The following is a 12,432-nucleotide window of genomic DNA, read 5'->3' as shown; positions in this document are numbered from 1 at the left end:
TTGCTGAAAGTAGGCAGTCTGTTCAGCGGGGCCGGTCTGTGTGACCTGGGCCTCACCTGGGCGGGCTTTGAACATCAATGGTTTTGCGAGATCGACCCGTTCTGCCGGGCCATCCTCGCCAGGCACTGGCCGGACACCCTCATATATAATGACGTGTCCGGCCTCAAAGGAACAGATCTGCCGCCGGTGGACGTGTTGTGCGGTGGTTTTCCATGTCAGGACGTCAGCAGCGCGGGCGGCCGCGCGGGTATCAAGCAAGGGACAAGGAGCGGTTTGTGGTATGAGTATGCGCGGATTATCGGGGAAATCCGGCCCCGTTACGTCATCATTGAAAACGTGCGGGGCCTGCTCTCCCGCGGTATTGAGATCGTCCTGCGGGATCTGGCCGCGCTCGGGTACGATGCGGAATGGGAAGTGCTGCCCGCAGCCGCCCTTGGTGCCCCGCACCATCGGGAGCGGGTATTCATTGTTGCCTACCCCCACGGTCGCCTGTCTGACGGAGGGCATCGGTTGCTGTCTCCGCTCCAGGGAAACCTGGGAAACGTCAACCAATCTCCGCAGCTTTTTGCTTGGCTGGGCCTGCGGATTGACCGGGCGCGAAAAGCGTCCGCCCTGGAAGTCTATCCCGGCCCCGTCCTTTATCGAGTGGATGATGGGCGTCTCTGCGGGCTGGACGGAACCGGACGGCCCCAGCCTGGTCACGCCCATAAAATCGGCCGGGTAGATACGGCCACAGCGCGGGCATGGGTGCCGCGCCTCAAAGCTCTGGGCAACGGCATAACCCCGCGGCAGTCCTATGCCGTCGCGGCCTGCATCCTTCAGGCCGAGGGCCTGCCCGTGCCGCCCAGGCCGTAATCCAAACATACTGAGGGCCACGCGCCCCTGCTCCGAGCCGCCGGACGGCCGTTTTGGAGCAGAGGCATGGTTATGGATTTTTCATCGGGCAACGTTACTCTGTTTCACGGGGATGCCTTGCGCGTTCTCACGACCCTGACGGACGCCAGTGTGGACGCGGTGCTGACTGATCCGCCGTATTCCAGCGGCGGACAGTCCATGTCGGCCCGCCAAGCGGACCCGGCGCAGAAATATCAACAGAGCGGCACAAAGCGTCAGTATCCGCCCATGCTGGGCGATAACAAGGATCAGCGGAGCTGGACCTTGTGGTCCACGCTCTGGCTTTCGGAGTGCTGGCGTATCGCCCAGGACGGCGCGCCACTCATGGTGTTTACCGACTGGCGACAACTCCCGGCCCTGACGGATGCCGTGCAGGCGGCGGGCTGGGCCTGGCGCGGCATCGTGGCTTGGGACAAACGGAGCACCCGGCCGCAAATCGGCAAATTTCGACAACAGTGTGAATATGTGGTTTTTGCCACCAAGGGGCGTTTTATCGCCCATACACGGGTCTGCCTGCCAGGGGTGTTCTCCTGCCCGGTGATCGCGGCGCGGAAGCTCCACCTGACCAGTAAGCCGGTGACGCTGATTGAGGACTTGCTGGCCGTGACAGCGCCGGGCGCAACCATCCTTGATCCGTTCATGGGCGGCGGCAGCGTGGGCGAGGGGTGTATCAGGACAGGCCGCGGCTATGTCGGCGTGGAGTTGTCGCGGGAGTATTTTGAGATCAGCCGGGCGCGGCTGGAAACTCTGCACTCCGAACGCGGATAAGAGTGGATATTCATCCTTGAGTACGCCATGTCTGATGTCACGGAGGTTATACCATGTACAAGACAGTCGATCCGGCCTTGGGCCTGAGCATGGATAAGGACTACGGCGGCATTCAGCTTCTGAGCAAGGCGTTCCTGCTGGCGGTGGTCAATGGCGAGGTGGACGCCAGAGCACTGCTCGAAGAGGAGTTGGCGTCGCGCGGATATGACAAGGACGGCCACTGGATCGGCTGCCGCTGATCACAGCCGGGCGACAGAGCTATACCATCACGGGCGGGGCTTCGGCCCCGCCTTTTTGCGGCATTCACCGATTTGATTTACATAGTGAGGGGCGTAAGCGGGCATGATAAAAAGGCGGAGTAAAAACTCCGCCTTTGCAATTTTGTTGCGCCCCGTGCAACGCTATAGTCCGTGAGTTATTACGCCGCTGGGGGGCGAGTTTTCGCGCCGCGCTTCAGTTTGATCAAAACGAGAGGCCGGGTTTTATCGGCGTGCATGCTCAGGCGCTTGCCGCGGGCCAGAAAGATGAGGCCTTGCGGCCTTCTCTGTCCAGGGCCCAGCCCAGCAGCCAGCCGGCCAGGGAGAAGGCGAAACCCACAAAGAAAGGCGGAATCAGCGCGGCCTGTTCCCAGAGCAGGGGGGTCAGCGCGAAACTTTTGTGCGCCAGCAGATACCAGAGCATGCAGCTGGTGAAGCCCGCCACGCAGCTTATCCAGGCAGCCAGGGAGCTGCGCTTGCCGAAGCGCACCAGGGCCACGTAGGCCACCAGAACAGTGGCGCCCACGATGCTCCAGCTGGTGGTGCAGAGCAGGGCGATGAGCTGGCCCTTGATCTGGGCGCAGCCCCCGGACAGCAGCACGCAGAAGGCGATACCCAGCAGCCACATGGAGCGCGAGGCCTTGCGCCCCGGCAGATCCTCGGCAATGGCCGAGACGGCGATATGAAAGATGGCCGTGGCCGTGGAAAGCGAGGCCGAGACAATAGCCAGCACAAAAATCTGCAGGCCCACGTTGGGCAGCAGCATTTTGACCAGAGTGGGCATCACGTCATCCGGCGAGGCCACTTCCGGCAGGATCAGGCGGGAAAGCGAGGCCACGAAGTAGGCTCCGCCCACCAGCACGGTAAGCACCAGCATGGCCAGAGGCGTGATTTTGTTGACCTGCTTCGCCGAATTCAGGGCGAAATGGCGCTGGATCATCTGCGGCTGGGCCCAGACGGCAATGGAGGTCACCACCACCAGGGAAATGATGAACCAGCCTTGTTCGCCGCTGGACAGGGCCAGGAACCCTTCATTGGCCTGGGCCGTGGGAGCCAGCTGGGCCAGATCGGCAATGCCCTGGATGGGGCCGCCTACTTTACTGAACACGGCCCAGACCAGCATGCAGATGCCCAGCAGCATAACAAGGCCTTGCATGGCTTCGGTGTAGAGCACGCCGCGCAGCCCGCCCACAAAGACGGCGAAGCCCACCAGCAGGGCCACCAGCCAGATCAGGGACCAGAGCGGCAGCGGCAGAATCTGGGCCAGCAACAGGGCCGCGCCCTTGATGACCGCCGAAGCATAGACGCCCAGAAAGACCGCGAGGAGCAGAGCCAGCGCTTTGCCCAGAAACGGGCTTTTGTGCCCTTTTGCCAGGAGCTGGGTGGGAGTGCGGGCCTGGAGGTTGCGCTGGCAGACCCGGGTGGGCCAGGCCAGAAAACGGTATACGATCCAGGTGCCCAGCCAGACGTTGCCTGCGGCCACCAGGAGCATTTGCAGGCCGTAGGCATAGGCCAGACCGCCGAAGCCCACCAGAGCCACGGCAGAAATGTAGGTCGCCACGTAGGCAAAGGCCTGAATGCCGAAGCCCACGCGACCCGAAGTCAGGGCGTCATGCCCTTGGCCTTTGCGGGCCAGCCAGACAAAAACAGCGATGTAGGCGATCCATATCAGGGCATCAAGCAGCATGGTCAGCTCCGGCGGCGGACCTGGCGGCCCAGGCCGACCAGGGCCAGCAGCAACGACCCGGCCAGAGAGAGAATGGCTATGCACACGGCGGTATCGGCCAGCAAAAGCGTGGAGAGAGTATCCATGGAGCCTCCTTCAGGCATAAAAAAACCGCCGGCCCCATTGGTCGGCGGTATATACCATCTTTGCATGCTGTCTGAAAAAACGGCGACGCATCCGAACCGGGGTCAGTGATTGACTCTGGCGACGTAATATCGAAAAAATCGAAACGTCGTGGCTGCATTCATGACTGTACCCTTATCCTCCGCCGGGCGGGCTGTCAATGCCCCCGCAGTGGAATACGCCGGAAAAGATCAGGCTTTGATGGAGCGGGCCACAAAGTCCAGCACGTCGCTGTACAGTGAGGGCAGGGCGTACGGGGTCAGCACCTGAGTACGGTTGGCCCCGACCATCAGCGAAATGATTACCTGGGCCGTGGCCCTGCTGTCCACCCTGGCCAGGCTGCCGTCATTGATGCCGCGCGCGATGAGTGTTTCCAGCAACTGATGGACCTGTGAGAACATGGAGTCCATCAGGTCGCGGTCGGTCTTGGTCTTCATGTCGCTGTAGGGCGAGCAGCGCACCAGAACCAGCCAGTTGGAGTTTTTATCGATGGAAAAATCAAGATAAGCTTTGCAGAAGTGCATCACGGCGTCAAAACCGGAATCCGCGTCAGCGGTGGCCTCGCGCAGTTTGGTCAGGAAGTGCTCCAGCACATCCAGCCCGGAGGCCAGAAACAGTTTTTCTTTATTTCCGTAATGATGGGTCAGAAGGCCCAGAGCCACGCCAGCCCGGTCGGAGATTTTCTTGAATGTGGTTTCCACATAGCCGCATTCGCCGAAAAGCTCCTTGGCCGCCTGGAGCAATGCTTCTTTTTTGCTTTTGTTCATATTCATTTCGTGGCGCTGGTACAAGGCCGGGCTGAAGTATTGTCAGGGCCGAAAACCATTACCGCCTGGGAACGGCAAAGTCAATAAAAGAACCGATTTTCAACTTTTGCGGGGCCTGCGGAAGGCATTTTGCGCATATCCCCCCAGGCGTTCCAGACGTCTGTCCGCCAGATCATACAGACTGCCCGACGTAAAACCGCCGCTTTTGCGTCGCCGTCCGGCGGGCAGGCCGGTGAGCAAGGTCAGCGCTTCTTCAATGCGGCGTACCGGATAAATGGCAAACTGTTTTTTCTCCACCGCCGTCAGCACGTCCGGCGCAAGCATCAAATGGTCCACATTGTCGCGGGGGATGATGACGCCCTGCGAGCCAGTAAGCCCGTGCCGGGCGCAAACCTTGTAAAAGCCCTCGATTTTGCGGGTTACTCCGCCCACGGCCATGATCTGGCCGGAATGGCTCACCGCGCCGGTAAAGGCCAGATCCAGGCGCACCGGCACGTCGGCCAGGGCCGAGAGCAGGGCCACCAGTTCCGCGCCCGAGGCCGAATCGCCTTCAATGCCGGCGTAACTCTGTTCAAAATAGAGCGAACCGGAAAGCACCAGCGGTTTTTTACGGGCGAAAAGGTCCGTGAGATAGCTTTTCAGAATCATCATGGCCTTGGTATGAATGGGGCCGCCCAGTTCCGCCTCGCGCTCCAGGTCGATGATGCCTTCGTGCCCCACGCCCACTGTGCAGGAAATACGGTGCGGCAGGCCGAATTCAAAGTCGCCGTGCCAGGTGACCGAAAGCCCGTTGACCTGCCCCACGGCCGAGCCGGAGGTACGCACCTTGATCATCTCGCGGTCGTATTCCTCCATGAAGATTTCTTCCACCAGATTGGCGCGATAGGTACGCGCGGCATAGGCTTCTTCCAGAATGGCGGCGCTGACCAGAGGCAACTGGCGCATCTCGGCCAAGGCCGCCGCTTCGATCATCAGCTCGCGTAACAGGGGGAATTTAAGTGAAAGGCGGCGCTGGTCCTCGCAGAGATGCGAGCCCAGATCCACCAGCCAGGCCAGAGCCGTGCGGTCAAAGGGCCGCAGCTTGTTTTCCTCGATGATCCTGGCGATCTGGCTCAGATAAATACGGATATTCTCGGCGTTGCGCTCAGTCACGTCGGCCATGTGGGCCTTGATGCGGAAGAGCTTGGCAAAGCGGTCGTCATTGACCAGCAGGGTTTCGTAAAGTTCTTCGCCGCCGATCAGCACCACCTTGAGATCGAGCGCCAGGGGTTCAGGAGTGATGCCCTTGGTGCGGATGGCCGTATCCGGCGTGTCGCCGGTGTCCTCAATGCGCGCCTGATTGGAGCGCAGCGCGCGCAACAGGCCTTCCCAGGCATTGGGATGCTGGAGAAGGTCCTCAATGTGCAGGACCAGGAAGCCGCCGTTGGCCTTGTGCAGGCTGCCCGCCTTGATCAGGGTGAAGTCCGTGACCAGCGCGCCCATTTCCGACTCACGTTCCACGCAGCCCAGCAGATTGATCGCCGTGGGGTGGTCCTCCACCACAATGGGCGCGCCGTTCTGCCCGCTGTTGTCCACCAGCAGGTTGACTTCGTAGCGGTAGAAAATGTTTTCCATGGGCGGCAGGGCGTGCCCTTCGCCGCCGGGCTGTCCCGGCATGCCGTCGCGCGGCAGAAAGGATTCGGTGTTTTTGAGGATATCTTCGCGCAGGGCCGCGAAATAGTCCGCCAGCCCCGGCACGGGGCAGGCCTTCAGGATGCGCTGTTGCGCCGGAGTGAGCAGGGCGTCCAGCACCTGGGCCATGGCTTGGCGTTCCAGGTCGCGTTCATCGTCGTGAAAGGATTCCTCGGCCTTGTTCAGTTGGCGCATGAAACCGGCCATGGCCTGCACCAGACTGTCGCCACGACGCTTGAGGTTGAGGCGCACCGTATTGTCCAGGCGCTCGAACTCCTCTTCGCTCAGGCGCTTGCCTTCCACCAGAGGGTAGAGGGTCAGGCCGCCGTTTTCGTCCATGTCCAGATTGAAACCTTTATGCACGGCCACCGAGTTCATCTTGTGCAGAAGACCGATGCGCACGTTCTGGAACTGGTCCACCAGCTTGGCCCGCTGCTTGACGTAGGTTGTGGCCTCAAAACGCCGGGCCAGCTCTTTGCCGACGTTTTCCAGCGTTTCTTTCAGGGATTGCTTGAACTTTTTACCTTGTCCGGCGGGCAGGGCCAGCAGGCTGGGACGGTCCGGGTCCGCGAAGTTCTGCACATATACCAGATCCGGCGGCGTAGGAGCCTTGCGCGCCTGGGGCCGCAGATAGGAAAGCAGCATATAGCTGCGGCCGAGGTCCGCTTCGCCGGAAAGATAGATGTTGTAACCGGCTGTGCGGATTTGCAGGGCCAAGTCCAGAGCCTGCATAGCCCGTGGCTGGAAGGGATTCTTGCGGCTGTTGCCGTTGCGCGGCAGCGGAATGGCCCGGCTGTCCTCCCAGGGAATGCGGGCCGGATCAAACGTGGCATGCAGCCGGGTGGTGGGCAGAGGTGTGATGCTTGGCATAAATATATAGTTCTTACTGTTGTTGGTAAAGTTTTTCCAAAATGGCGCGGCCGCCCTTGTTCAGGAGTTCCCCGGCCAGTTCCAGGCCCAGGGCGCGGGCGTCCGCGGCATTGCCGTTTTTTTCGCCGCGCAGGATCAGGCTGCCGTCCACTTCGGCCACCAGTCCCTTGAGGCTGACGGTTTCCTCGTCCACAAGGCGGGCATGCCCGGCGATGGGCACCTGGCAGCCGCCTTCCAGTCCGGCCAGAAAGCCGCGCTCGGCATCCACGCAGACGCGGGTGGCGCGATCTTCCAGGCTCGCCAGCAGGACGAGCAGATCATAATTGTCTTCGCGGCATTCAATGCCCAGCGCGCCCTGGCCCACGGCGGGCAGAAAGCGTTCGGGGTCCAAAGGGGCCATGTACGGCGCACTGAGCCCCAGACGATTGAGTCCGGCGGAGGCCAGGATGATGGCGTCGTATTCCCCATTCTGCAGTTTGCGCAAGCGCGTGTCCACATTGCCGCGCAGGCTGGAAATACGCAGATCCGGCCGCATGGACAAGAGCTGTGCCTGCCGCCGCAGGCTGCTGGTGCCCACATGGGCCTTTTGCGGCAGGGCGTCCGGGTCGGCATAGTGGACGGAAAGGAAGCAGTCGGTGCAGGCCTCGCGCTGCGGCACGCAGCCCAGAATCAGTCCTTCCGGAAGGACCATGGGCACGTCCTTGATGCTGTGCACGGCAAGATCCGCCCGCCCGTCCAGCAGGGCTTCCTCAATTTCTTTCACGAACAGCCCCTTGCCGCCCACTTTGGAGAGGGGCACGTCCAGAATGATGTCGCCTTTTGTTTTGATGACGTTGAGCGAAACCGTGAGCCCCGGATCCTGGGCTTCCAGGCGGCTTTTGACATGTTCGGCCTGCCAGAGAGCCAGACGGCTGCCGCGGGTGGCGATGACGAGATGCTTGCGCATAGCTTCCTGTTCTTTGTTCCTAGTGTCTGATTACAAAAATTTCGAACATATTTGTGCTCTCAATTTTTGCAGGATCGTCAGCGAAAAAGCGTGGTTTTTCGTTGACTCACGGCTACGCCGCCGCAAAATCCTTCGGATTTTGTGTGTCTAATTTTTCAAATTAGACACTAGTGAAGGGCGATGCCCATGTCAGTTTTGGCCGGCGCGGCGCGCGCGTGGTTTAATGCCCGCAACTGGCGCAATTGCCGCCGGAGCATCCGGCGCAGCCGCCGCCTCCGCCGGAGGACGGCGCGGCATACTCGCCGCCGTCGCTGCCGCCCGTGCAATGGGCGCAACGGGACATGAGCTTGTGCGTTTCACGCGAGCCGCAGTGGGGGCAGACGGGCGCGGCGTCGTCAAAAACCAGTTCCTCAAATTCCCGGCCGCATTTTTCGCAGCTGTACTCATAAATGGGCATGCTCAATCCTTCTGTTCCTGGTCTGATTGGAAATACGGCGTAAGCGCCGTAACATTTTCAAACAGATAATAATCAGTGAGCTGGCAGAAAAGATGTCCGGCGGCAATATGCAGCTCCTGAACGAGCGGCGTGTGCCGCGTGGGCGTTTCCAGCAGGATATGGCAGAGCGGGGCCATTCCGCCGCCGCCCTGGCCCGTGAGCCCCACGGTGAACAGCCCGGTCCGCCGGGCCGTCTGCAGGGCCGCGAGCACATTGGCGCTGTTGCCGGAGGTCGAAATGCCCACCAGCAGATCGCCTTTGCGCCCCAACGCCTCCACCTGCCGCGCGAAAATCTGGCTGAAATCCAGATCATTGCCGATGGCGGTCAGGGCCGATGTATCCGTGCTCAAGGCCAGTGCCGGCAGGGCTGGGCGGTCCATCAGAAAGCGGTTCACGAATTCGGCGGCCAGATGCTGGGCGTCGGCCGCGCTGCCGCCGTTGCCGCAGAGCAGAATCTTGCCGCCCCCGGCCAAGCAAAGGGCCGCGCGCAAGGCGGCCTCGCGCAGATCGGAAGCCCGCGCGCGGAAAAATTCTTCACGCAGGCGCGCGCCGTCCTGGGCATGGCGGGCTATGATCTCCAAGGCAGAGTCTTTCATGCTGCGCATCCTTAAGAGCATTTTGCGTTTGAAATGTTACACATTTCAAACAGTACGCCGCCCGCGTGCTGCGGAAGCGGTAGCCGTTGGCGAGTCTTCGAGCCATACGGATACCGACAGCAATGCTGAAACGCGGTTTATCGCCGCTGTCGATGCCCGTAAGCCCTTTTGGGCTAACGGGCACGGCTGCGCCGCCTCCGGTCGCTCCCTTGCACTTGGGCGTGGGTGCCCGCTCACGCGACCACTAGAGTAATTCACTCATTCAATCGTGAATTGCTCCAGGGCTTGTGTCTAGAGCATTCACACTTGAAATATTCGTTTACGGCGGCCAAGGGCCGTCTACTCGCATGTCGCGGCAAGGATTTTGTCTGCAAATCCTTGCAGAGCAATTAACGCATTTCATGCATGAAATGCTCCAATAAGGATTTTTGTTCTCTGCCCGGAAAGGCGAGCTTCGGGCAGAGGGAGTATCTTCAAATTGTTGACCTTCACGCGGGTGAGCCTGTTGCAGGCAGAGGGCGAAAGGACAAATTTGAAACAGTTCCCGGCGAGTGCCGCGCGAACGCCGTTTGATTTCGGGATGCCTATACTTATGCCAAAGCGGCGCGGCTGACAAGCGCGCCCGGAACACGTACTTGCGGTCGCGGCCCTGATAACGTAAATTACCTGCTTATGCAAAATACAGTCTTCCGGCATGTACTTCTGGTCTGCAAGGCCCGCCACGAACGCGCCTGGGAGCTCGGTTGCGAAATCCTGCAATGGTTGCGCGCACAAGGGCACACAGCGGTGATGATTGAAGCGGGACATGAGGATTCCGCCTATGCCGTCGAACTCGATTTCGTGGTCGTGCTCGGCGGCGACGGCACCATGCTGGGCGTGGCCCGTCGCATGGTGGGGCGGTCTGTGCCCCTGTTCGGCATCAATTTCGGCCGGGTGGGTTTTTTGACCGACGCCCAGCCCGAGCACTGGGAAGAGCGGCTGGTGGCCTGCCTCAAGGGCGAACTGGCGGTGCGCACCTGTCTGGCCTTGAGCTGGAAGCTCACGCGCGGCGGCAGCCTGCAGGCCGGCGGCTCCGCCGTCAATGACGTGGTCTTGAGCCGGGGTTCCCTTTCCCGCCTGGTCTGCGTGAACATCACCGTGGACGGACAGCGTATGGGCCTGCTGCGCAGCGACGGGATAATTCTTTCCACGCCGGTGGGCAGCTCGGGCTACAGCGTTTCCGCCGGCGGCCCCTTGCTCTATTCCGGGATGAACGCCGTGGCTTTCACGCCCATCTGTCCTTTTTTGAATACTATTTCCCCCATGGTCTTTCCGGGCAAGACCGTGTTCAGCATGCGCATTGAAGCCGGTTCCACGGATTGCTACATCACCGTGGACGGACAGGAGGGCCAACGGCTGGAGATCGGCGATCTGGTGGAAGTCACCGGGCTGCCCGCGGCCGTGCGCTTCATGGGCGATGAAATTTCCTTTTTCGAGCGTCTGCGCACGCGGGGTTTTGTGCTTGAGCGGGCCTCCGGCGCCGGTGCGGAGAAAGCATGAAAAAATCCCGCGAGCCGTCCAGCGTGCGCGACATTCGCCTGGGCCGGGACGTCTGTTTCGACGCCTGGCTTTACAGCATGCTGATGGACAACAACTTGGCCTACCGGATGAACCCGGACATCATCGCGAGCCCGGAACAACTGGCGTTCATGATCCAGCTGGACGACAATCAGGTGTATCTGCCCTGTTCCGATGCCACTTTCGCCATGCTGCGCGCCGATAATCTGTTGCCGAAACTGCAGGCCCAGTATAACCGCGCCTGGCGCATCATCATGCGCCTGATCCGCTCCATGGTGCAGGACCGCGTGGAGCGGCGGCGCATCCTGCATTTCTGCCGCTACCGTTTTTTGCAGTATATTGCCCAGCGGACGCTGATTCCGTCGCGTCTGGTCAAGCGGATGACAGATCTGGTTCTGGCCCAGAGCTACAGCCTGGGCGATCCCTGGCGGGAACGCCGCAGCGCTTCCACATTGCGCCAGCAGGAAATGCTGGATATGCCCGAGATCAGAAACAACCTGGAAGCCATGCCGCGCGGCAAACTGCCCGCCGATATGTGTGAAACCCGGCAGTTGCTCGACAGCCTGGAACTGGTCCGCTTTTTCTGCCTTTCGGCCATGGCCAAGGAATGGCAGGAGCGCTTGCCTTCGGCCCAGGGCATCCATAGAGCCATGCGCGAGGCCGAACAGGCGGCCGCGCCGCTGCGCGGCTATTTTTCGCGCACCGCCGGGCGCTCGGCAACCGTGCTTTTTTTGTGCGACGCCGACGGCGGCATCCTTTTTGATCTGGCTATGTTGCAAAGCCTGATCCGCATGGGGCACCGGGTCATTTGCGCGGTCAAATCCGGTTTTTATTTTTTCGCGCCGACCATGGACGATATGGAAAGCGATCCCACGCTGGAGCGCTGGCTGCGCGGCGGCATTGTGCTGCGGGAAACCCAACTCGGCAAAAATGACCTTTTGCGGCATCTGCGCGAACACCGGCTGGTGGTTATTGACGACGGCACGCGCGAGCGCCTGAATCTCTACCGGGTCTCCGTGACCTTTTCCCGGGCCTGGAAAGAGGCCGACGTGGTGCTGTGCAAAGGCTGGCGCGCGGCGGACATTTTTTTGGGCAGCAGCCATGAATTCACCCGCGACATTGTCTGCTATTGGCGGGACGAAAGCGGCTTTCGCATCGAATTGCGCAGGCACGCGGCCGCGGCGCGCAAATTCAGCGAGGAAGACATCGCCGCCCAGGCCGACGCCATTATCAAGGAGATGCGCGCGGCCCACAGTGAAGGCCGCTCGGTCATGTTCTACAGCTGCGTCATCGGCAGCATTCCCGGCCAGACGTCCGTGGCCGTGACCCTGGCGCGGACCTTTGTGGACAATCTGCGAAAAAAAATGGATAATATTTTGATTATCAACCCGGCGGAGCACTTCGTGGAAGGCATGGACGGGGACGACCTGATGTTCATGTGGGAGCGGGTGCAGCGCAGCGGCCTCATCGACGTCTGGCGCTTCCAGACCGTGGAGGACATTGAGGAAAGTTTCGCCTTGCTGGGACGCAAGGTGCCGCCGTCCTGGTCCGGTAAGGACGCCACCTATTCCACGGGTTGCACCAAGGAAATGCGCATCGCCCTGGACATGCAGGCCAAGAATCGCGAAATGCAGATCATCGGGCCTGAGCCCCGGCTCTTTTTCCGCCGGGGCGAGTACGGGGTGGGCAAATATTTTGACGCCAGCATCAGCCGGCCCACGGGCCGTTGAGGTTCGGCCGCAACACAAAGCATGCGGGTTC

Annotated in this window: 12 protein-coding genes; 5 read left to right on the top strand and 7 right to left on the bottom strand. The window is 61.0% G+C overall.

Annotated features, from left to right (window positions below):
• The 3 genes from AXF13_RS15850 to AXF13_RS06585 all read left to right on the top strand — a co-directional run bounded on the left by AXF13_RS15850 (position 1) and on the right by AXF13_RS06585 (position 1,901).
• On the top strand, positions 1–855 hold the full coding sequence (locus tag AXF13_RS15850) for a DNA cytosine methyltransferase (protein ID WP_150116085.1): 855 nt from the start codon (positions 1–3) through the stop codon (positions 853–855).
• A gap of 66 nt (positions 856–921) precedes the next feature.
• The gene (locus AXF13_RS06590) at positions 922–1,662 is read left to right on the top strand and encodes a DNA-methyltransferase (RefSeq protein ID WP_062252117.1); all 741 of its coding nucleotides are present in this window, start codon (positions 922–924) and stop codon (positions 1,660–1,662) included.
• 53 nt (positions 1,663–1,715) lie between these two features.
• A complete protein-coding gene (locus AXF13_RS06585) occupies positions 1,716–1,901 on the top strand; it encodes a hypothetical protein (RefSeq protein ID WP_062252116.1) in 186 nt (61 codons plus the stop codon).
• Between the two features lie 259 nt (positions 1,902–2,160).
• Here AXF13_RS06585 and AXF13_RS06580 read toward each other — a convergent pair whose 3' ends face one another.
• The 7 genes from AXF13_RS06580 to AXF13_RS06555 form a co-directional block, all read right to left on the bottom strand.
• A complete protein-coding gene (locus AXF13_RS06580) occupies positions 2,161–3,606 on the bottom strand; it encodes a sodium:solute symporter family protein (RefSeq protein WP_062252115.1) in 1,446 nt (481 codons plus the stop codon).
• Between the two features lie 2 nt (positions 3,607–3,608).
• The gene (locus AXF13_RS17380; RefSeq protein WP_009301553.1) at positions 3,609–3,731 is read right to left on the bottom strand and encodes a hypothetical protein; all 123 of its coding nucleotides are present in this window, start codon (positions 3,729–3,731) and stop codon (positions 3,609–3,611) included.
• A gap of 228 nt (positions 3,732–3,959) precedes the next feature.
• Positions 3,960–4,535 (bottom strand): TetR/AcrR family transcriptional regulator, encoded by a 576-nt coding sequence (locus AXF13_RS06575; RefSeq protein ID WP_062254762.1) that lies wholly within the window; start codon positions 4,533–4,535, stop codon positions 3,960–3,962.
• 99 nt (positions 4,536–4,634) lie between these two features.
• The gene (locus AXF13_RS06570) at positions 4,635–7,076 is read right to left on the bottom strand and encodes a Lon protease family protein (protein ID WP_062252114.1); all 2,442 of its coding nucleotides are present in this window, start codon (positions 7,074–7,076) and stop codon (positions 4,635–4,637) included.
• Positions 7,077–7,089: 13 nt separating this feature from the next.
• Positions 7,090–8,022: a hydroxymethylbilane synthase gene (gene hemC, locus AXF13_RS06565; RefSeq protein WP_062252113.1), complete on the bottom strand. Its 933-nt coding sequence runs from the start codon at positions 8,020–8,022 to the stop codon at positions 7,090–7,092.
• A gap of 220 nt (positions 8,023–8,242) precedes the next feature.
• Positions 8,243–8,479, bottom strand: a complete 237-nt coding sequence (locus AXF13_RS06560; protein WP_009301556.1) for an FmdB family zinc ribbon protein — start codon at positions 8,477–8,479, stop codon at positions 8,243–8,245.
• A 2-nt stretch (positions 8,480–8,481) separates the two neighbouring features.
• Complete coding sequence (locus tag AXF13_RS06555) at positions 8,482–9,114, bottom strand: D-sedoheptulose 7-phosphate isomerase (protein WP_062252112.1); 633 nt, start codon at positions 9,112–9,114, stop codon at positions 8,482–8,484.
• Positions 9,115–9,786: 672 nt separating this feature from the next.
• Here AXF13_RS06555 and AXF13_RS06550 point away from each other — a divergent pair.
• On the top strand, positions 9,787–10,653 hold the full coding sequence (locus AXF13_RS06550; RefSeq protein WP_062252111.1) for an NAD(+)/NADH kinase: 867 nt from the start codon (positions 9,787–9,789) through the stop codon (positions 10,651–10,653).
• Positions 10,650–12,401 (top strand): ARMT1-like domain-containing protein, encoded by a 1,752-nt coding sequence (locus AXF13_RS06545; RefSeq protein WP_062252110.1) that lies wholly within the window; start codon positions 10,650–10,652, stop codon positions 12,399–12,401. The genes AXF13_RS06550 and AXF13_RS06545 overlap by 4 nt, the downstream gene beginning before the upstream one ends.
• Positions 12,402–12,432: the final 31 nt, after the last annotated feature.

The organism is Desulfovibrio fairfieldensis (assembly GCF_001553605.1).
Taxonomy (GTDB): Bacteria; Desulfobacterota; Desulfovibrionia; order Desulfovibrionales; family Desulfovibrionaceae; genus Desulfovibrio; species Desulfovibrio fairfieldensis.
The sequence above is the reverse complement of the archived record's forward strand: the minus strand, read 5'-3'. Positions and strand labels throughout refer to the sequence as shown.